Annotated in this window: 22 protein-coding genes; 14 read left to right on the top strand and 8 right to left on the bottom strand. The window is 65.9% G+C overall.

Going from position 1 to position 20,272, the window contains the following annotated elements; genetic code table 11:
- Positions 1-5: 5 nt before the first annotated feature.
- The 6 genes from ACFQNJ_RS06570 to cobA form a co-directional block, all read right to left on the bottom strand.
- Positions 6-806, bottom strand: coding sequence for an ABC transporter ATP-binding protein (locus ACFQNJ_RS06570; protein ID WP_382255156.1), 801 nt, complete (start codon positions 804-806; stop codon positions 6-8).
- Positions 803-1,717, bottom strand: coding sequence for a nitrate ABC transporter permease (ntrB, locus tag ACFQNJ_RS06565; RefSeq protein ID WP_382255153.1), 915 nt, complete (start codon positions 1,715-1,717; stop codon positions 803-805). The genes ACFQNJ_RS06570 and ntrB overlap by 4 nt, the downstream gene beginning before the upstream one ends.
- A 21-nt stretch (positions 1,718-1,738) precedes the next feature.
- Positions 1,739-2,926 (bottom strand): CmpA/NrtA family ABC transporter substrate-binding protein, encoded by a 1,188-nt coding sequence (locus ACFQNJ_RS06560; protein ID WP_382255397.1) that lies wholly within the window; start codon positions 2,924-2,926, stop codon positions 1,739-1,741.
- Between the two features lie 413 nt (positions 2,927-3,339).
- Entirely contained in the window at positions 3,340-4,602 is a 1,263-nt protein-coding gene (locus ACFQNJ_RS06555) for a nitrate- and nitrite sensing domain-containing protein (protein WP_382255150.1), read from the bottom strand.
- Between the two features lie 52 nt (positions 4,603-4,654).
- Positions 4,655-5,347: a substrate-binding domain-containing protein gene (locus tag ACFQNJ_RS06550; protein WP_374641565.1), complete on the bottom strand. Its 693-nt coding sequence runs from the start codon at positions 5,345-5,347 to the stop codon at positions 4,655-4,657.
- A gap of 59 nt (positions 5,348-5,406) precedes the next feature.
- Entirely contained in the window at positions 5,407-6,210 is an 804-nt protein-coding gene (gene cobA / locus ACFQNJ_RS06545; protein WP_382255394.1) for a uroporphyrinogen-III C-methyltransferase, read from the bottom strand.
- Positions 6,211-6,458: 248 nt separating this feature from the next.
- Between cobA and ACFQNJ_RS06540 the strand changes: the two genes are divergently transcribed.
- From ACFQNJ_RS06540 to ACFQNJ_RS06490, 11 genes are all read left to right on the top strand, one after another.
- On the top strand, positions 6,459-8,183 hold the full coding sequence (locus ACFQNJ_RS06540) for a cytochrome D1 domain-containing protein (RefSeq protein ID WP_374641563.1): 1,725 nt from the start codon (positions 6,459-6,461) through the stop codon (positions 8,181-8,183).
- 154 nt (positions 8,184-8,337) lie between these two features.
- A complete protein-coding gene (locus ACFQNJ_RS06535; RefSeq protein WP_382255146.1) occupies positions 8,338-8,652 on the top strand; it encodes a c-type cytochrome in 315 nt (104 codons plus the stop codon).
- Positions 8,653-8,667: 15 nt separating this feature from the next.
- Positions 8,668-9,015 (top strand): c-type cytochrome, encoded by a 348-nt coding sequence (locus ACFQNJ_RS06530; RefSeq protein ID WP_382255143.1) that lies wholly within the window; start codon positions 8,668-8,670, stop codon positions 9,013-9,015.
- A complete protein-coding gene (locus ACFQNJ_RS06525) occupies positions 9,012-10,205 on the top strand; it encodes a cytochrome D1 domain-containing protein (RefSeq protein ID WP_382255140.1) in 1,194 nt (397 codons plus the stop codon). Before ACFQNJ_RS06530 ends, ACFQNJ_RS06525 begins: the two co-directional genes overlap by 4 nt.
- A 3-nt stretch (positions 10,206-10,208) precedes the next feature.
- Positions 10,209-11,222, top strand: a complete 1,014-nt coding sequence (gene ahbB / locus ACFQNJ_RS06520; RefSeq protein WP_382255137.1) for a siroheme decarboxylase subunit beta — start codon at positions 10,209-10,211, stop codon at positions 11,220-11,222.
- A complete protein-coding gene (locus tag ACFQNJ_RS06515; RefSeq protein WP_374641555.1) occupies positions 11,206-11,709 on the top strand; it encodes an Lrp/AsnC family transcriptional regulator in 504 nt (167 codons plus the stop codon). Before ahbB (ACFQNJ_RS06520) ends, ACFQNJ_RS06515 begins: the two co-directional genes overlap by 17 nt.
- A complete protein-coding gene (gene ahbB / locus ACFQNJ_RS06510) occupies positions 11,693-12,178 on the top strand; it encodes a siroheme decarboxylase subunit beta (RefSeq protein ID WP_382255134.1) in 486 nt (161 codons plus the stop codon). Before ACFQNJ_RS06515 ends, ahbB (ACFQNJ_RS06510) begins: the two co-directional genes overlap by 17 nt.
- A gap of 4 nt (positions 12,179-12,182) precedes the next feature.
- Positions 12,183-13,421: a heme d1 biosynthesis radical SAM protein NirJ gene (gene nirJ, locus ACFQNJ_RS06505; protein ID WP_382255131.1), complete on the top strand. Its 1,239-nt coding sequence runs from the start codon at positions 12,183-12,185 to the stop codon at positions 13,419-13,421.
- A 64-nt stretch (positions 13,422-13,485) separates the two neighbouring features.
- The gene (locus ACFQNJ_RS06500; protein ID WP_382255391.1) at positions 13,486-15,015 is read left to right on the top strand and encodes a cytochrome D1 domain-containing protein; all 1,530 of its coding nucleotides are present in this window, start codon (positions 13,486-13,488) and stop codon (positions 15,013-15,015) included.
- Positions 15,012-15,686: a cytochrome c oxidase subunit 3 gene (locus ACFQNJ_RS06495; protein ID WP_382255128.1), complete on the top strand. Its 675-nt coding sequence runs from the start codon at positions 15,012-15,014 to the stop codon at positions 15,684-15,686. Before ACFQNJ_RS06500 ends, ACFQNJ_RS06495 begins: the two co-directional genes overlap by 4 nt.
- Positions 15,687-15,697: 11 nt before the next feature.
- Entirely contained in the window at positions 15,698-15,973 is a 276-nt protein-coding gene (locus tag ACFQNJ_RS06490) for a cytochrome C oxidase subunit IV family protein (protein WP_382255125.1), read from the top strand.
- Here ACFQNJ_RS06490 and ACFQNJ_RS06485 read toward each other — a convergent pair.
- Complete coding sequence (locus ACFQNJ_RS06485; RefSeq protein WP_382255122.1) at positions 15,962-17,068, bottom strand: hypothetical protein; 1,107 nt, start codon at positions 17,066-17,068, stop codon at positions 15,962-15,964. The two genes, ACFQNJ_RS06490 and ACFQNJ_RS06485, sit on opposite strands and share 12 nt — an antisense overlap.
- A complete protein-coding gene (locus ACFQNJ_RS06480; RefSeq protein ID WP_374641543.1) occupies positions 17,062-17,382 on the bottom strand; it encodes a metal-sulfur cluster assembly factor in 321 nt (106 codons plus the stop codon). The genes ACFQNJ_RS06485 and ACFQNJ_RS06480 overlap by 7 nt, the downstream gene beginning before the upstream one ends.
- Before the next feature lie 137 nt (positions 17,383-17,519).
- Between ACFQNJ_RS06480 and ACFQNJ_RS06475 the strand changes: the two genes are divergently transcribed.
- The 3 genes from ACFQNJ_RS06475 to ACFQNJ_RS06465 are packed head-to-tail and all read left to right on the top strand — an operon-like array spanning position 17,520 to position 20,244.
- Positions 17,520-17,954: a c-type cytochrome gene (locus tag ACFQNJ_RS06475; protein ID WP_382255120.1), complete on the top strand. Its 435-nt coding sequence runs from the start codon at positions 17,520-17,522 to the stop codon at positions 17,952-17,954.
- A 13-nt stretch (positions 17,955-17,967) separates the two neighbouring features.
- A complete protein-coding gene (locus tag ACFQNJ_RS06470; protein ID WP_382255118.1) occupies positions 17,968-19,416 on the top strand; it encodes a cbb3-type cytochrome c oxidase subunit I in 1,449 nt (482 codons plus the stop codon).
- A gap of 15 nt (positions 19,417-19,431) precedes the next feature.
- Positions 19,432-20,244 (top strand): CbbQ/NirQ/NorQ/GpvN family protein, encoded by an 813-nt coding sequence (locus ACFQNJ_RS06465; protein WP_374641537.1) that lies wholly within the window; start codon positions 19,432-19,434, stop codon positions 20,242-20,244.
- Positions 20,245-20,272 lie beyond the last annotated feature (28 nt).

The raw sequence follows: 20,272 nt of genomic DNA, 5'->3' as shown, positions 1-20,272 counted from the left end.
GCTCCTCAGGCTGCTTTCTCGACGTGCGCCTGGCGCGTGTAGAGAAAATCGATAACCGCCTTGCGGTACTGCTGGTACTGCGGGTCGTCGGCCAGGGCCACCCGGTGGCGCGGGCGAGGCAGTTCGACGCTGAGCACTTCGCCGATGGTGGCGGCCGGCCCGTTGGTCATCATCACGATCTTGTCGGACAGCAGCACCGCCTCGTCCACGTCGTGCGTCACCATGACCACGGTGGCCTGCGTCTGGGCGACGATCTCCAGCAGCTCGTCCTGCAGCTTGGCGCGGGTCAGCGCGTCCAGCGCGCCGAAGGGCTCGTCCATCAGCAGCACCTTGGGCTCCATCGACAGGGCGCGGGCGATGCCCACGCGCTGCTTCATGCCGCCCGAGACTTCGCCGGGGCGCTTCTGCGCGGCGGCCGTCAGGCCGACCAGGGCCAACGCGTCGTTGGTGCGCTGCTTGAGCTGGGCCTTGCTTTCGGTCGCGCCGAACACGCGCTCGACCGCCAGGTAGATGTTCTCGAAGCAGGTCAGCCAGGGCAGCAGCGAGTGGTTCTGGAACACCACCGCGCGCTCGGGACCGGGGCCCGCGATCTCCCGATCGGCACACAGAAGCACACCGCTGGTGGGGGTGGTCAGGCCGGCGATCAGGTTCAGCAGCGTGGACTTGCCGCAGCCCGAGTGGCCGATCAGGGCGACAAACTCGCCTTTGGCCACCGTGAGGTGGATGTCGCGCAGCGCCGGGAAGTTGCCCTTCTTGGTCTTGAAGGTCTGTTCCACGCCCTGGATGTCGATGTACTTCGTGTTCATGCCTTCACCTCTTCAAAGGTAAACAGGGAAGCCAGCTTGATGAGCGCAAACTCCAGCAGCAGGCCGACGATGCCGATCACGAAGATGGCGATGATGATGGAAGAGACGTTGAGGTTGTTCCACTCGTCCCACACCCAGAAGCCGATGCCCACGCCGCCGGTCAGCATCTCGGCCGCCACGATCACCAGCCAGGCGGTGCCGACGGCCAGGCGAACGCCGGTCAGCAGGTAGGGCAGCACGGCGGGGAAGAGGATCCTGGTGAAGATCTTCCATTCACTCAGGTTGAGCACGCGGGCCACGTTCATGTAGTCCTGCGGCACGCGCTGCACGCCCACCGCGGTGTTGATGACCATGGGCCAGATCGAGCAGATGAAGATGGTCCAGATGGCGGCCGGGTTGGCGCCCTTGAACACCAGCAGGCCGATGGGCAGCCAGGCCAGCGGCGAGACCGGGCGCAGCAGGCTGATGAGCGGGTTGAACATGCGGCTGAGGAACACCGAGCGACCGATGGCAAAGCCGGCCGGAATGCCCACCAGCGCGGCCAGACCGAAGCCGATGGCCACGCGCTGCAACGAGGCCAGCACGTTCCAGCCTACGCCCTGGTCGTTGGGGCCGTTGCGGTAGAACGGGTCGGAAAACACCTGCACCGCCTGTGCCCAGGTTTCGGCCGGCTTGGGGATGCCACTGCCTGAGGATGAAGCGATCAGGTGCCAGATGAGGACCAGCAGGGCCAAGCCCAGCACCGGGGGCACCACCGTCAGCCAGAAGCTGCGGAAGTCTCGCGTTGGCTTCTTGGCGGCCGGTGCGGCGGTCGCGGTCGGCGTGGATGCGGTCATGGCTTTGGCGACAGGCGGCAGGTCGGGGCCGGCGGCGGGCGCCTCCAGCGGGGAATGAAAGACAGCGGCAACCATGTTGGTTCTCCTGGTGAAGGCTCAGGCCTTGATGGCGAATGAATCCGCGTACCTGGCGGGGTCCTTGCCGTCCCAGACCACGCCGTCCATCAGCTTGCTGCTGCGCATCGGGTCCTTGGGCACGCTGATGCCCATGGCGCCAGCGACCGACTTGTACAGCTCGATCTGGTTGATCTGCTTGGCGATGCCCAGGTAGTCGGGGTGGCTCTTGATCAGGCCCCAGCGCTTGTGCTGCGTGAGGAACCACATGCCGTCCGAGAGGTAGGGGAAGTTGACCTTGCCGTCGTTGAAGAACTTCATGTGGTTCGGGTCGTCCCAGGTCCTGCCCAGGCCGTTCTGGTAGCGGCCCAGGATGCGCTGGTTGATGGCATCGACACCGGTGTTGATGTAGGCCTTCTGCGCCACCGTCTCGGCCATCTTCAGCTTGTTCTGCAGGCCGGCGTCGATCCAGCGGCTGGCTTCGAGCACGGCCATCATCACGGCGCGCGTGGTGTTGGGGTATTTCTTGACGAAGTCGGCGGTCGTGCCCAGCACCTTCTCCGGGTGGTCTTTCCAGAGGTCCTGGGTGGTGTTGGCCGTCACCCCGATGCCGTCCATGATGGCGCGGTGGTTCCAGGGTTCGCCGACGCAGAAGCCGTCCATGTTGCCCACGCGCATGTTGGCCACCATCTGCGGCGGCGGCACGGTGATCAGCTTGGCGCCCGAGAGCGGGTTGATGCCGGCCGCCGCCAGCCAGTAGTGCATCCACATGGCGTGCGTGCCGGTGGGGAAGGTGCCGGCGAAGCTGTATTCGCGCTTGTTCGCGGCCATGAACCTGGCCAGCGAGGGGCCGTCCACCGCGCCCTTGTCGGCCAGCGCCTTGCTCAGGGTGATGGCCTGGCCGTTGTTGTTCAGGCTCATCAGCACCGCCATGTCTTTCTTCGGGCCGGCGGTCCCCATGTGAACGCCGTAGACCAGACCGTACAGCACATGGGCCAGGTCCAGCTCGCCGTTGACCAGCTTGTCGCGCACGCCGGCCCAGCTCGCCTCCTTGGTCGGCACGATGGTCACGCCGTATTTCTTGTCGAAGCCCAGCACGCTGGCCATCACCACGCTGGCGCAGTCGGTCAGCGGGATGAAACCGATCTTGACCTCGGTCCTCTCCGGCGCGTCAGAGCCGGCGGCCCAGACGCCGCTGTGGCCCAGGGTGGAGAAGTAGGTGGCGGCCATTGCGCCGTGTCGGATGAATGCGCGGCGGCTGGTGCCGCTGGCGGTTTTGTCATGTGCCTCGTTGCGGGTGGAATCGCTTGCGGGGGTGACAGCGGTCATGGCAGGCTCCTGTGGGGCAGAGAAGAAACGGGTCCTGAAAGCGCAACGGCGTCCATTTCCGCGGCTGCGCGTGGCAGCTGGAAATGGACGCCGTTGTCCGTGTCAGGAAAGATGTCGGGGAGATCTGCCGCCGTTGGCAGGTCGCCCTTGCCACATGCTCAGCACTTATCGTGCCAGCCGCGATTCAGGTCACCTGAAGGCCTTGGCGGCCCATCGCGGGGGCACGTTCGCCCCAAGCTGGTGCGAATGGGCCGGGCAGCCGTTCTTGAGTGCTGCTTTTGGTGCGCTGCAGCACGCGCTTTGGACTCCCGCGTTTACCGCGGCGAGGGGAGCACGTCGGCCATGGCCAGCACCGCCTCGGCCACCTCCACCAGGCGACGGTTCTGGCTCATGGCCATCTGGCGCATCGTCTTGTGGGCCGCCTCCTCGCTGAGCTGGCGGTGTGCCATCAGCAGCCCCTTGGCCCGCTCGATCAGCTTGCGCTCATGAAGACTGGAGCGCACGGTTTCTAGTTCGTCCTCCATCGCCTGAAGCCGTCGGGCCTGATCCTGCACCAGGTCCAGCATCGATCGGCCCAGCTGGTGACCATAGGCGTGTTCACTGTCCGCCTTGTCCGATGCGGCCAGGTCGGTCGGTGTCGGCCGGGAGAAGAAGTCGGCATCGGGTCCTGCGCTGGGGGTGGCAGCCTGCAGCTGCTCCAGTTCGAGCCTGGCACAGGCGGTCCGCTCCCGGCAAAGTCCCAGCAGCTCGGCCACCAGCGCCTCTTCAATGCGCCTCATCGTGTCGATGCGAGACGTGCAGGCATCAAACCAGTCCTGGCTGTTGGCGCCGCACAAGGGTTGCCCGGGCGGCGTGGTGCTGACGATCCGCCGCATGCGCTCCAGGCGGACCAAGTCCTCGGCTTGCGGTGCCGACAGCCAGCGCGCCCACATCGCCGGGCTGGCAAACTCGCCGAAGGTCTGCAGACAGCGCTCTTGCGAGTCGATCAGGTGCAGCAGTCGTTGCTGCCCCTGAATGTCGGGCTCGCCTGCGGCGTACATGGCCGATCCGGTGGCCCGTTCCTGGCCGGCGAACTCCTTGCCCTGCATGAAGTTGAACAGGGCCACCAGGCGTCGGGAAATGAGTGGCTCGGTGGCACTGTCGGCGGCTTCGAAGACGACCGCGAGCAGGGCGCTGATCAGCCGCGCGAGATCGGCCGATGCCTGCGCCGGGCTGGTGGCCTGGGCGTCGATCCGTTGGCGCAAGGTGACCAGGGCGTCCAGTCCCTGCAGGGCGTAAGCGATGCGGGCGTGCAGCCGCGCGCCCAGCCGCAGGGCGCCGTCCTCGGTGTCCAGATCGTCGAAACAGGCCAATACCCCGGCTTGCGCCGCGTCGCTTCTGCCGATCTGGCTGCTGCGCTCGTCGGCCCAGCGCCGCCCGCATGAGGCCAGGTAAAGGTTGGAAAGACCTCGCTCGCGCTGCAGTTCGTGGATGAGCCTGGCCACCGACTCGACCAGGGCGCTGGTGCGCGCCAGCTGGTCAAGTTCGGTGATCTCGCAACGTTTGGCGGCAATGAGAAAGCGCAGACCGGGCTTCATGGGGCATGGATGTTTCCCCCGTGCAGCAACATTCGTGCCGCCTGAGACCTGCTCAGGCAGGGTCCATGCCGTGTTGGCGCTTGATCGCCATGGTGGCGGGGGATGACAGAAAAGCCAGCAGCGCGTCCGCAACCGCTGGTGACGCACTGTGCGCACCGCGCGCCGCCGAGAAGGTGGTGACGATCTGGATGGCTTCGGGCAAGCCACCCAGCACATCGATGCCCGGCAGGTTCATGAGTTCGCTCAGCTGCTGGAAGCCCAGTGCGACTTCGCCCTTGGCCACCAGCGACCCCACGGGCACCCCGGGCGGGGCGGTCACGATGCGGTCACGGATCTGGTCGGCAATGCCCCAGCGCTCGAACAGACGGGCCAGCTGCACGCCACTGGGGCCGGTGGAGTAGCCGAGGGTGGGTGCCGCCAGCACGGCCTGCTTCAGGGTTTCTTCGCTGCCGACATCCGGGTGCGGGACACCGGCCTTGACGGCCATGGCCACGCCCGAGCGGACCATGTCGACCCGGCTGCCCGGCACCAAGTGGCCTTCGCCCAGCAACTGTTCGATCGCGTTGGAGGCCAGGGCCACGACGTCAAAACGTTCGCCGGACTGCACGCGTCTGGCGGCGTCGACACCGCCCACCGACTCGACCTGGACGGTGATGTCCGGGTGCTGCCGGCTGAACTGGGCCGTCAGGTCGGCCAGCAGGGCCTTGGTGGCCATGGAGGAAATGAGGGTCAGTGTGGTCGCCATGCGTCAAAGCGTACCAAACCCCGTGTGATCCGGCCTGCCGGATCCCGTTCTTTCAGATATCAGGCGACGGCATGGATGGCCTGTGCCGGCGCTGGTTCGGTGATGCTGGCCGGGTGAAGCTGGCTGCGCAAGGTCACGACGCCACCGATCATGATGAGGGCTGGTGGCCTCACCTGGTGGCGCAGTGCGAGTGCGGGCAGCTCCGCCAGCGTGCCGGTGATGCAGCGCTCCTGGGGCAGCGTGGCCTTCTCGACCAGCGCGGCGGGCGTCTGCCCCGCCAGGCCATGCGCCATCAGCTGGCGGCAGATTTCAGGCAGGTTGTTGACGCCCATGTACAGGACGATGGTCTGCCGGGGCCGGGCCAGCATCGCCCAGTCCATGTCCAGACCCTGGCCGTCGCGCAGGTGGCCCGTGGCCAGCACGAGGGCGCAGGCATGGTCGCGGTGGGTCAGCGGGATGCCGGTCGAGGCGGATGCCCCCTGGGCGGCGGTCAGTCCGGGAATCACCTGAAACGGAATGCCGGCCTCGGCCAGCGCCTGCGCTTCTTCGCCGCCACGCCCGAAGATGTAGCCATCGCCTCCCTTGAGTCGCACCAGAGCCCGGCCGCTGCGGGCCAGCCGCACCATCAGTTCAATGATGGAAGCCTGCGGCAGCGTATGGCGGGAGGACTCCTTGCCCACATAGATGCGTTCGGCGTCCGGGGGCAGCAGGTCAAGGACGGCGGGGCTGACCAGGTGGTCGTACAGCACCAGGCGTGCAGCGCCCAGGGCGCGGGCAGCCTTGACGGTGAGCAGTTCCGGATCACCCGGGCCGGCGCCCACCAGGGTGACGCAGCCCGACCGCATGCCAGGGGATTCATCCATCCCGCCGGCAGGGGCCAGCAGGTCACGGCATTCGATCAGGCTCATGGTCTTCTCCGGTTCCTCGTGGTGGGGACCATTGTTCTTTTGCAACGCACCATCGTCCTTGAACTGGTTCAAGGACAGGGTCATGGGCGAGGAAGACGATGTGCCCGTTCGCCAAGCGTCCTGGACAGCGGCCGGGCGAACGGGGCCACGGACCAATCAGGGACGGCCACCTCCAAAGCTGATCCACGACGGAGAGAGAACCCATGAAATCCCGAACGATCATCCGCCTGACCACGCTGGCCATGGCTGCCCTGGTGGGCACCGGTGCCTTTGCACAGACGGCAGACAAGAAGATCAGTGCCCCTGAGGCGAACTATCAGGCGGGCGGATCGCCGTTGGCCAACGAGCCGATGTATCAGGCGACCAATCCCAAGGCACCGCCGATGACGCAGGCCGAGTTCGACGTGGCCCGCAAGATCTACTTCGAGCGCTGCGCCGGCTGCCACGGCGTGCTGCGCAAGGGCGCCACCGGCAAGCCGCTGACGCCGGACATCACGGTGGGCAAGGGCACCGACTACCTCAAGGTCTTCATCGCCTACGGATCTCCGGCCGGCATGCCCAACTGGCAGACCAGCGGCGAGATGACCGAGAAGGAAGTGGACATCATGGCGCGCTACATCCAGCACGATGCCCCCACGCCGCCGGAATACAGCCTGGATGACATGAAGGCCACCTGGAAGGTCATCGTGCCACCGGAGAAGCGGCCGAAGAAGAAGATGAACAACTACAACATCAGCAACATCTTCTCGACGACGCTGCGCGACACGGGCGAGGTGGCCCTGATCGACGGTGACACCAAGCAGATCATCAACATCGTCAAGACCGGCTACGCGGTGCACATCTCGCGTCTGTCGGCCTCGGGGCGCTACCTGTTCGTGATCGGCCGCGACGCCAAGATCAACATGATCGACCTGTGGATGGAGAAGCCCGACAACGTGGCCGAGATCCGCACCGGCCTGGAGGCCCGCTCGGTCGAGACCAGCAAGTACAAGGGCTTTGAAGACAAGTACGCGATCGCCGGCACCTACTGGCCGCCGCAGTTCGTCATCATGAACGGCGACACGCTGGAGCCGCTGAAGATCGTCTCGACCCGCGGCAACACCGTGGACAAGCAGGAGTACCACCCCGAGCCGCGCGTGGCCTCCATCGTGGGCAGCCACTTCAAGCCCGAGTTCGTGGTCAACGTCAAGGAAACCGGCCAGACCCTGCTGGTGGACTACTCCAACATCGATGCATTGAAGGTCACCACCATCGGCACCGCACGCTTCCTGCACGACGGCGGCCTGGACTCGTCCAAGCGCTACTTCATGGTGGCGGCCAACAACAGCAACAAGATCGCGGCGGTGGATCTGAAGGAAGGCAAGCTGACCAAGCTGATCGACGTGGGCAAGATCCCGCACCCGGGCCGCGGCGCCAACTTCAACCATCCGAAGTACGGACCGGTCTGGTCCACCGGCCACCTGGGTGACGAGACCATCGCGCTCATCGGCACCGATCCGGTCAAGCACCCCAAGAACGCCTGGAAGGTGGTGCAGACACTGACCGGCCAGGGTGGCGGTGCGCTGTTCATCAAGAGCCATCCGAAGAGCAAGCACCTGTACTCGGACACCCCGCTCAACCCGGATCCGAAGATCTCCCAGTCGGTCGCGGTGTACGACATCAACAACCTCGAGAAGGGCTACACCGTGCTGCCGATCGCCGAGTGGGCGGGCCTCAAGGACGACGGTGCCAAGCGCGTGGTGCAGCCTGAATACAACAAGGCTGGCGACGAGGTCTGGTTCGCGGTGTGGAGCGCCAAGAACAAGGAGAGCGCGCTGGTGGTGGTCGATGACAAGACCCTCAAGCTCAAGGCCGTGATCAAGGATCCGCGCCTGATCACGCCGACGGGCCACTTCAACGTGCACAACACCCAGCACGACGTTTATTGAGTCTCCCCCCTGCGCCGCTGACACGGCTTCCCCCCTCCGTGGCGCGCCTGCGGCGTTTCGAGGGGGGACGGTGCGAGTGGCCCGGCAAAGCCGGTTCCACCGCACCCTGGGTTTGAGGCACTTCGTCTCCGCTACGTAACTTCTGGAGTTTCAGATGAAAAAAATGAATCTGCTGTTGCTGGCGTCGTTCTTGGCATTCGGCTCCGGCGCTGCCTTCGCCGACGGTGAAGCGGCTCTGACCAAGTCCGGGTGCATGGCTTGCCATGCCAAGGACAAGAAGTTGGTCGGGCCGTCGTTCAAGGACATCGCGGCCAAGTACAAGGGCAAGGACGCCTCCGCGCAACTCTTCGACAAGGTGCGCAAGGGTGGATCGGGTGTGTTTGAGCCCATCCCCATGTCGCCCAATGGGCCGGACAAGATCGCCGACCAGGACCTCAAGGACGCCATCGCGGTGATCCTCAAGTCCTGATCCGGGAGGCATGCCGTGCTCCGCTTCTCTGCTGTCCTGTCTGCGCTCTTGCTGGGGCCTGTGCTGGCTCTCGCGCAGTCCGCACCCGATGCCTTGCGTTCGCGCGAGCTGGTGCGCATGGTGCGGCAGGACTGCGGCTCTTGCCACGGCATGCGCCTGACCGGTGGCCTTGGCCCTGCGCTCACGCGGGAGGCCATGGCCGATTTTCCGCTCGACAGCCTCGTCGCCGTGATCTTCCACGGCCGACCAGGCACCCCCATGCCGCCCTGGAAGGCGATGCTCAGCGAGGAAGAAGCCCGCTGGATCGCGTTGCGCCTTCAGCAGGGCTTTCCTCAAGAGTTCCCGTCCGGAGATCCGAAATGAAGCGCCGAGAATGGCTGGCGACCGCAGCCAGCCTGTCATCCCTTGCCGCGCTGGGTGGTCTGGCGGGCTGTGCCTCGGCGCCCCTGCGCGGCACCGGCGATCTGGGGACGGTCATTGGCCGGGCCAACGGCACCCTCTACATCGTCGACACCTCCACCCGTGCCCTGCTCGGAGAGGTCAAGGGACTGGGCGATCTCTCGCACGCGTCGGTCGTCTATTCCCGCGACGGCCTTTTCGCCTTCGTCTTTGGACGTGATGGTGCGCTCACCCGCGTGAACCTGCTGGAGCAGCGCATCACCCACCGGGTGATGCAGGCCGGCAATTCCATTGGCGGGGCGATCAGTGCCGACGGCACCCTGGTGGCGGCGCAGAACTACACACCCGGGGGCATCAAGGTGTTCGATGCGCGCACGCTCGAACTGCTGGCCGACGTTCCCGCCGCCTATGCGCCGGGAAAGCTCTCCCGCGTCGTGGGGTTGGTCGATCTCCCCGGACGCCGCTTTGCCTACAGCCTGTTCGATGCGGACGCCATCTGGGTGACCGACTGTTCGGACCCAAGGCATCCGGTGACGCAGAAGTTCGAAGGCATCGGCCGTCAGCCCTACGATGCGCTGGTCACACCCAACGGTCGACATTACATTGCCGGCCTGTTCGGCGAGGACGGTCTGGCCATGATCGACCTCTGGGCCGACCAGCCGACGGTCCGCCGCATCCTGGGTGGCTACGGCAAGGGCCAGCAGCCGTTGCCGGTCTACAAGATGCCGCACCTGCGCGGGTGGGCGGTGGCTGGACGGCATGCCTACCTACCCGCCATCGGGCGGCACGAGGTGCTGGTGGTCGACACCGAGAGCTGGGCCGAGGTCGCACGGATTCCGGTGGCCGGCCAACCCGTGTTCGTGATGGCACGGCCCGACGGTGGCCAGGTCTGGGTGAACTTCTCGGTCCCCGACTATCACCGGGTACAGGTCGTTGACACCCGCAACCAGGCGGTCATCCGGACCCTGGAGCCCGGCAAGGCCGTGCTGCACATGGAATTCACACCCCGCGGTGAGGCGGTATGGATCAGCAGCCGGGACGACAACCGCGTCAGTGTCATCGATACCCGCAGCATGGCGACCCTGGCACGGCTGGACGTGCCGGCGCCCAGCGGTATCTTCTTCACGTCGCGCGCCGCGCGCATGGGCTTCTGAGCCATGGACATCCACCCCCACCTGAAGTTGCGGCTGCTCAATGACTGGCAGCACGACTTTCCCCTGAAGGCCCAACCGTTTGCGTCGATTGCCGTGGCGCTGCGCGTGTGCGAAGAGGACGTGCTGGCGGGGTACGCCGGTGCGCTGGCCGATGGGTCCCTCAGTCGCATCGGTGGCGTGTTCTCGCACGGTGCCGGTGGCGCGGCGGTGCTGGGAGCGATGGCAGTGCCCGACCATCGCCTGGAGGAAGTGGCCGCCATCGTGTCAGCCTGTCCGGGTGTCAATCACAACTATGCACGCGAACACCGTGTCAACCTGTGGTTCGTCATGACCGGCCCCGATCGTCAGCAGGTGGAGGCCAGCATGCAGCAGCTGGAGCAGCGCACCGGCCTGCCGGCATGGCGGCTGCACATGGTGCGACCCTATCGCATTGATCTGGGTTTTGACCTGCGTCACGCGGTGTCCCGCCGACCCATGCGGGTGTCGCATCCTGCCGCGACGGAGCCACTTCAGGGACAGGATCTGCCCCTGGCCTCGCTGATCGAGGAGGGCCTGCCACTGGTGCCCAGGCCGTTTGCGGCCTGGTCCCGCCGGCTGGGCATGACCGAGACCGACGTCATCCGCACCGTGGGTGATTGGCTGCGCAACGGCCGGCTCAAGCGATTCGGGGTGGTGGTCCGCCACCATGAACTGGGCTTCGCCGCGAACGCCATGACGGTCTATGACGTGCCTGATGACCGGGTGGATGCCCATGGCCAGATCCTGGCGGCACAACCCGGGGTGACCCTGGCCTACCGCCGGACGAGGGCGCCGGGCTGGCCGTTCAACCTGTATGCGATGGTGCACGGGACGAACCGTGACGCGGTGCGGTCGGTGATCGAACGCGTCACCGACGCAGCCGGTCTCGTGGGTCATGACCGCCAGGTGCTGTTTTCAACCATCCGCTACAAGCAGACGGGCGGTCGTCGGTTTCGTGACCACCATGCGCAGGAGGTGTCCCATGCTGTCGCAGGATGACCGTCGGCTGATCGCCGCCTTGCACGGCGGATTCCCCCTCACCGACCGACCATTTGCCGACATGGCCCTTCAGCTGGGCTGCGGCGAGGACATGCTGATCGACCGTTTGCAGCGACTGCTTTCGCACGGCGATCTGACACGCTTTGGTCCCCTGTTCCAGATCGAACGCGCCGGCGGCCGCTTTGTGCTGGCGGCCATGGCCGTGCCCGAAGAGCGGTTCAATGAGGTCGCCGAGGTGCTCAGTGGCATGCCCGAGGTGGCCCACAACTACCGCCGCGAGTCGGCTTATGGTGTGGCCGGAGAGGGCTCTGAGCCGCTGAACATGTGGTTCGTCATCGCGGTCGCCCGCGCCGACGAGGTGGCCGACGTGGTCCGGCGCATGGAGGCGGCCACCGGGCTGCGCGTCTTCGAGTTCCCCAAGGAACGCGAGTTCTTTGTGGAACTGCGCCTGCCTCTGCTGGAGGATGCTCATGTCAGCCATGGATGATCTGGATCGCCGCCTGATCGGCGCCACGCAGGCCGGCCTTCCGCTGGTGCCCCGGCCTTACGAGGCCATCGGAGCCTCGCTGGGCATCAGTGGCGATCTGGTGCGTGAGCGCCTGCAGTCCATGCTTGACCGAGGCCTGATCCGGCGCATCGGGGCGGTGCCCAATCACTATCGGATGGGCTTCACGGCCAATGGCATGAGCGTCTGGGACGTGGACGACGAGCGGGTCGATGCCTTGGGCGAGGCGGTCGGTCGCATGCCCTTTGTCAGCCACTGCTACCGCCGACCGCGCCATCTGCCGGTGTGGCGCTTCAACCTGTTTGCCATGCTGCACGGGCGTTCCCGTGACGAAGTCGAGGTGCAGGCCAGACAAGTGGCCGACGTGCTGGGCCAGGCCTGCCGGGCCCACGACATTCTCTATTCCACCGCCATCCTGAAGAAGACCGGATTGCGGATTTCGGAAAGCTGATCATATGTTCCGCATCAGTCAATTCATGCGCGAACTCGCGCAAGCCGAAGAAACCGGGCAGTGGCCCGTAGCCAGCCGTCGCGGAACGGGCAAACCGCCTGGTCCGGTCGTGATCTGGAACCTGATCCGCCGCTGCAACCTCACCTGCAAACACTGCTACGCCCTCTCGGCCGACCACGACTACGCGGGCGAACTGAACTGGCGCGAGGTGGTCGAGGTGATGGACGACCTCAAGGCCTTTCGCGTGCCGGTGCTCATCCTCTCCGGCGGAGAGCCGCTCATGCGGCCTGACATCTTCGACATCGCGCAGCGCTCGAAGCTGATGGGCTTCTACACCGGGCTCTCGACCAACGGGACGCTGATCGATCGCGAGATGGCCGACCGCATCGCGGACCTGGGCTTTGACTATGTGGGCATCAGCCTGGACGGCCTGCGCGAGACGCACGACAAGTTCCGCCGTCTGGACGGTGCGTTCGACCGAAGCCTGGCTGCGGTCCGCCTGCTGCGCGATCGGGGTGTCAAGGTGGGCCTGCGCTACACCATGACCTCGCTGAACGCACACGACTTCGCCCCGCTGCTGCAACTCATGCGGCGTGAGCACGTCAACAAGTTCTACTTCTCGCACCTGAACTATGCGGGTCGCGGCAACATCCACCGCGGCAAGGACGCCCAGTTCCAGTCCACCCGCGAGGCGCTGGACCGTCTGTACGACCGGGCCTGGATGGCCGCCTGGGAAGGCCTGGACGAGGAATACGTCACCGGCAACAACGATGCCGACGGCCCCTATCTGCTGCGCTGGGTGCAGCGACGCTTCCCGCACTGGGCCGCCACGCTGCGCGAGCGCCTGGTCGCCTGGGGCGGTAATGCCAGCGGCGTCAATGTGGCGAACATCGACAACCTGGGTGTGGTCCACCCTGACACCATGTGGTGGCACCACAGCCTGGGCAGCGTGCGTGAGCGCCCGTTCTCGCAAATCTGGACGGACACCTCCGACCCGCTGATGGCTGGCCTTAAGGCGCATCCGCGCCCGGTGCAGGGTCGCTGCGGGCAGTGCCGGCACTTCGACATCTGCGGAGGCAATACCCGCACCCGCGCCCAGCAACTCACCGGAAACCCCTGGGCCGAGGATCCCGGCTGCTACCTGAGCGACGAGGAAATCGGCCTGGCTGGCGGCCTGACGCCGGTGCGTCAGTCGTCTTCACCGATCTTCATCAAGGAGGTGCCGTATGCGCACGCCGCCTGATTCTCCCTGGAGAGAACGCCTGGCCAACGTGGCCAGGGCCAGTCTGGTGGCCGGTCTGGTATGGATGGGCATGGACATCGCCGGGGCACAGGGCGTCGATGCCAAGGCGCTGTACCGGCAGCATTGCGCGGTGTGCCACGGCGAGCAGCGCACGGGCGCCATGGGGCCGGCCCTGCTGCCCGAGAGCCTGACCCGCATCCGCCCGGCAGAGGTGCTGGAGGTGATCACCCATGGACGCGTGGCCACCCAGATGCCTGGTTTCGCGCAGCAGTTGTCGGCGACCGAGCTGTCGGCACTGGCGGCTTTCATCCGCACCCCGGTGGTGCCCACCCCCCGCTGGGGGGATGAGGACATCCGGGCCTCTCGCGTCTTCCACCCGGCACCGGCCGCCGACCCGGCAAAACCTCTGTGGACCGCCGATCCGATGAACCTGTTCGTGGTGGTCGAGGGCGGTGACCATCACATCAGCCTGCTCGATGGTGACAAGTTTGAAGTCATCACCCGTTTCCCCAGCCGGTTTGCCCTGCACGGCGGTCCCAAGTTCACGCCCGATGGCCGCTACGTGTTCTTCGGCTCGCGCGATGGCTGGATCACCAAGTACGACCTCTGGCGCCTGCGCGTGGTGGCCGAGGTGCGCGCCGGCCTGAACATGCGCAACGTGGCCGTGAGTGGCGACGGCCAGTGGGTCATGGCCGCCAACTACCTGCCGCACAGTGTGGTGCTGTTCGACGCCGACCTGAACCTGAAGAAGACCTACCCTGCCGCCACGCTCGACGGCAAACAGACATCGCGGGTCTCGGCCGTTTACGACGCCACGCCGCGCCAGAGTTTCGTGGTGGCCCTCAAGGACATCCCCGAACTCTGGGAGATCTCCTACAGCCCCAAGGCCGAGCCCATCTACGACGGCCTGGTGCACGACTACAAGATGGGTGAGTCCATTGCCAAACCGGGCTTTCTGGGCGTGCGCCGGACCCCCCTGGACGAACCGCTGGACGACTTCTTCTTCGACCAGAGCTACCGCCACGCCCTCGGCGCCACACGGCCGAAAACCGGCGACGGTGCCGCCACCGCGCAGGTGGTCAATCTGGATGTGCGACGCAAGATCGCCGACCTGCCCATTGCCGGTATGCCGCACCTGGGGTCGGGCATCACGTTTGCGTGGAAGGACTCCACCGTCCTGGCTTCGCCCAATCTCAAGGATGGCGCCATTGACGTGATCGACATGAAGACCTGGGAGCCGGTGGGTACCGTGCCCACCCCCGGACCGGGTTTCTTCATGCGTAGCCACGAGAACACCCCCTATGCCTGGACCGACTCGATGATGAGCCCCAAGGCCAGGGACACCATGACCATCATCGACAAGGCCACGCTCAAGCCGGTGGCCACGGTCCGTGAGCCGGGCAAGACCTTGGCCCATATCGAGTTCACCAAGGACGGCCGATATGCATTGGCGAGCGTGTGGGAAATGGATGGCGCCCTCATCGTGTACGACGCCGCGACCTTCAAGGAAGTCAGGCGCCTGCCGATGAGCAAGCCGGTGGGCAAGTACAACGTCTGGAACAAGATCACGCGTTCCGAGGGAACTTCACATTGAACCACCTGCGACGCTGCGCGTCTTCCCCCTCTCCTGCGGGAGGGGGACGCAGCCAGTGGCCCGGCGAAGCCGGTTCCACGGCTGCCCTGGATGGGGCACGTGCTTCGGAGGCACCCGAGCCCCGCCTGGCCGGCGACGGCATGGTCTGGCTGCTGGTGCTGGCCGAGTTGCTGACCTTCGGCCTGCTGTTTGCTTCCTTTGCCGTGGCACGTCGGCTGCAGCCCGGGATGTTTGCACAGGGACAGGCTGAGCTCAGCCTGTCGACCGGTGTGCTCAACACGCTGCTGCTGGTGGCGGGCAGCTGGGCGGCTGTTCGCGCCGTGCGATCGTTCGAGGCGGACCACCGTGCCAGCGGAGGCCGTTGGCTGCTGGCGGCGCTGGCGGGTGCCGTGGGTTTTCTGGTGGTCAAGTCGCATGAGTTCCTCGGCAAGGTGCAGGCGGGATTCGACTGGGCCACCAACACCTTCACGCTGCTCTACACCCTGCTCACCGGCTTTCACTACCTGCACGTGCTGGTAGGTGCCATCGTGTTTGCCGTGCTCTGGCACAAGGCCCGACAGGGTGCCTACAGCCAGTCCGACCACATGGGACCGACCTCGGGCGCCGTGTTCTGGCACATGGTGGATCTGCTGTGGATGGTGCTCTTTCCACTCGTCTACGTCATCCGCTGAAAGGACTTCGCATGCGATTGAAACGGGAGGACCTGATCTTCGCCCTGCTCGCACTGGCCACCCTGGCCAGTGGGTGGCTGGGGGAGGGCGCTGCCCTGCAAGGCCAGCACCTGGGCACGCTCGCCACGCTGGCGGTTCTTGGCCTGTCGGGAATCAAGGGCGCCATGATTGCGCTCGACTACATGGAGCTGCGCCACGCGCCGGCCATCTGGCGGCGCGCGGTCATGGGATGGCTGATGGTGGTGTTGGGGGTAGTGGCGTTGGCCAGCCTGGTGTCAACGGGATGAAGGCCGGCTGACCATTCCCCTTCGCACGGCACGGATCATCACCGCCCCGAAGAAGACGAAGGCCAGCGCGTGTCCTGTGCCCGCCAGCGCCATCAGCGCACCATCAGCCGTCAAGGTGCCGACCACGCGCAACACCAGGCTCAGCCCCAGGACGGCCAGGGGTGCCAGGGCCCAACGGGTGTGGACAGGTCGCCAGCCAGCCAGCGCCGGCATCATGATGGGGGCATGGCCGAACACCATGGCCATCACAAAGCCCAGCCACACCAGGTGCCAGGCCACGATCTGCCCCGCCAGCCCCAGGGCGGCGCCCAGTGCCAGCCAGACGTAACCCACGCTCAGGCAGATGGCCGTGTGGCCCGCCCATCCCTTGGCCTGCCACTGCCGCAAGGCCACATCGAAGCGCAGCAGCCAGAGGGCCAGCGCTGCCATCGATACCCACCACAGGCCGAAGGCCAGTGTCGATGCCCAGGTGGCCAGCGCCACCGACAGCGCCACCCCAGCCCACACCACCACGAAGACCGCACCCGCGCCCGGGGGCAGCCTGACCATGCGGGTCAGTTCCCGGCGTTCTCCCGCAATCGTCAGTACCAGAAAGGCGCTCCAGCCCAGCCGTGACAGATCGGCCTGGCCCAGCCAGAAACCCGCGTTGGCGGCCAGCAAGGCCAAGGCACCGGAGGCTTCCACCGCCAGTGGCAGTGACATGGCGCGCCGCCAGCCAGCCCAGCCATACAGCCCCAGAAGCCCCGCGGCTGAGGCCACCCAGAGGGCACTGGCCACCGGCCATGCTCCCAGCAGCCACCCCGACAGGCCGCCCAGCCCAGCGAGCGCCGGCACCCACAATCCCCGGTGCAGGGCGACTGCCCGCTCCAAGGCAATCAGGGTGCCGAAAAAGCCGGCCATCAGCAAGGCCCCGTGGGCCATGAGCGCATCCGGTCCGGTCGGGCCCAACGCGGCGGTGGGCAAGGCGCCCAGACGCGCCAGCGCACCGCCCACGGCACCCAGCAGATTGAGGATCGCCATCAGCGCCACCACCGCCAGTGCCGGTCGGGGCAGGGCAGGGGGCTCGTTGCGCCGTGTGCGTTGGGTACTCACCATCCGAACCGCTCCCGCAGTTCGGGGGCCATGCGCTCGGGTGACCATGCCGTGTCCCAGTCCATCACCGCTTCGGCGCGGATGCCCGGCGGGCAGATCTTCTGCAGGGCCGCCTCCGCGTCGTCCAGCATGACATCGGCCATCGGACAGGTGGCGCTGGTCGGGATCAGGGTCACCCTGAGCACGGATCCGTCGAGTTCAATGCCACCGATCACGCCCAGGTCACCCAGGCTCTCGCCCATTTCCGGGTCTTGCACATCGGCCAGCGCGGCCAGGGCCCGTGCGGGCAGATCGTCAGGGGTGGGCTCGGATGACATGGGCAGCGCCTTCTGTGGTGAACAAACATCGGAGCTGAGCATCGCCCGCATGGCGTGCGACTTCCTTGAACTGGTTCAAGGAGCATTCCCGACAAAAAAAGGAGGATTCACCCCATCGTAAACCGATGGAGGGTTCCATGAGCCAACACCAGAGCGGGTTCACCAAGCAGATGGCCCGCAACATGTTCTACGGAGGCAGCATGTTCTTTGCATTGCTGTTCGCCGTCATCGTCTTCGACACGGAGAGTCGAATACCCGAGCGCTCCAACGCGCAGGCCATCACGCCCAGCGTCATTGCAGGCAAGAAGATCTGGGAGACACGCAACTGCATCGGCTGCCACACGCTGCTGGGCGAGGGCGCCTATTTCGCGCCCGAGCTTGGCAACGTCTACAAGCGCCGTGGCGGTGACTTCATCAAGGCCTGGATGCAGGCACAGCCCACCGGCGCACCGCACCGCCGCCAGATGCCGCAGTTCAACCTGAACGAGCAGCAGCTCAATGACCTGGTCGAGTTCCTCAAGTGGACCGGCGAGATCAACACCGAGCAGTGGCCGCCCAACATCGAAGGCTGACCGGAGAACCCACATGACCATTGCAACACTCAAATACCAGAGCCAGTCGGTCTCCAAGCTGTACTTCATCGCGGCCATGGCGCTGTTTGCCGGGCAGGTGATCTTCGGCATCACGCTGGGCCTGCAGTACGTGATCGGGGACCTTTTCTTCCCCTACATCCCCTTCAACGTGGCCCGCATGGTCCACACCAACCTGCTGATCGTCTGGCTGCTGTTCGGCTTCATGGGCGCGGCCTACTACATGGTGCCCGAGGAGTCCGAAACCGAGCTCTACAGCCCCTTGCTTGCCAAGGTGCTGTTCTGGGTTTTCCTGGTGGCCGGTGCGCTGACCATCGTCGGCTACCTCACGGTGCCCTACGCCAAACTGGCGGAGCTGACGGGCAACCAGTTGCTTGAGACCATGGGTCGCGAGTTCCTCGAACAGCCGCTGCCGACCAAGATCGGCATCGTCATCGTGGCCCTGGGCTTCCTGTTCAACATCAGCATGACGGTGCTCAAGGGCCGCAAGACCGCCATTTCGGTGGTGTTGTTGATGGGCCTGTGGGGTCTGGCCCTGTTCTTCCTGTTCAGCTTCGTCAACCCGCACAACCTCGTGCGCGACAAGATGTACTGGTGGTTCGTCGTCCACCTGTGGGTGGAAGGCGTGTGGGAACTGATCCTGGGCGCGCTGCTGGCCTACGTGCTGGTCAAGACCACCGGGGTGGACCGTGAAGTGATCGACAAGTGGCTGTACGTGATCATCGCCTTCGCGCTGATGACCGGCATTCTCGGCACGGGCCACCACTTCTTCTTCATCGGCCTGCCCGGCTACTGGCAGTGGATCGGCTCGATCTTCTCGGCCATGGAGCCCATCCCCTTCTTCATGATGACGGTGTTCGCCTTCAACATGGTGCAGCGCCGCCGCCGTGACCACCCCAACCAGGCCGCCGTGCTGTGGGCCGTCGGCACCTCGGTCATGGGTTTCCTGGGCGCCGGCCTGTGGGGTTTCATCCACACGCTCAGCCCGGTCAACTACTACACCCACGGATCCCAGATCACCGCGGCTCACGGCCACCTGGCGTTCTACGGCGCCTATGTGCTGGTGGTCATCACGCTGATCAGCTATGCCATGCCCACGCTGCGCGGCCGCATCGCCAACAGCCAGAAGGCCCAGGCCTATGAGATGTGGAGCTTCTGGGTCATGACCATCGGCATGTCGGTGATGGTGCTGGCACTGACCGGCGCTGGTATTCTGCAGGTCTGGCTGCAGCGCATCCCGACCGACGGCGCCATGGGTTTCATGGCCACGCAGGACCAGCTGGCGTTCTTCTACTGGATCCGTATTGCCGGAGGCGTGGTTTTCCTCATCGGCCAGTTGATGTATTTCGCGAGCTTCTTCGTCGGTGGCGAGCATCTGCGCAACGACACCGTGACCAGCGGTCGCGGTGGCATGCTCGGCACGCAGCCGGCGCAGCGGGCCTGATCCCGGGTGACCAGCATGGATCACAGCGAGATCGAGCACCTCAAGCAGGTACCCTTCTATGCACCGCAGGCGGGTGAGGTCGCGCTCTTCGAGCACGCCTTCGCCCAGCGCCTGCCGGTTCTGATCAAAGGTCCCACCGGCTGTGGCAAGACGCGCTTCGTGGAGCACATGGCCGCGCGCCTGGGTCGCCCGCTGATCACCGTCAGCTGCCACGACGACCTGAGTGCGGCCGACCTGGTCGGCAGGCACCTGATCGGCGAGCAGGGCACCGTCTGGACCGATGGCCCGCTGGCACGCGCCGTGCGCACCGGTGCCATCTGCTACCTGGACGAGGTGGTGGAGGCCCGCAAGGACACGACCGTCGTGCTGCACCCGCTGGCCGACGATCGCCGTGTGCTGCCCATTGAGCGCACCGGTGAAGTGCTGGTGGCACCGCCCGGTTTCATGCTGGTCATCAGCTACAACCCGGGCTACCAGAACCTGCTCAAGAGCCTCAAGCCCAGCACACGCCAGCGCTTCATCGCCATGACCTTCGGCTACCCCGATGCGGCCGTCGAGCGCGCCATCATCGGCGCCGAAGCGGGCGTGGATGCGGTGCTGGCCGGTCGGCTGGTCGATCTGGCCACCGCCTTGCGCCGGCTGACCGACCACGACCTGGAGGAAACCGTCAGCACCCGACTGCTGGTCATGGCGGCCCGCCTGGTGGCCAGCGGCCTGACACTCACGCAGGCTTGCCAGGCCGCCATCGTGGATGCCCTGACCGACGACGCCGAGACCGCCATCGCTTTGAACGAAGTCGTCCTGGCCGTCATCGGACCCGACACCTGATCCGTTTGCAGCGGCGGCGCTGCGCCTC

Origin of the sequence: Hydrogenophaga bisanensis (assembly GCF_042665135.1) — a bacterium.
Lineage (GTDB): Bacteria > Pseudomonadota > Gammaproteobacteria > Burkholderiales > Burkholderiaceae_C > Hydrogenophaga > Hydrogenophaga bisanensis.
The sequence above is the reverse complement of the archived record's forward strand: the minus strand, read 5'-3'. Positions and strand labels throughout refer to the sequence as shown.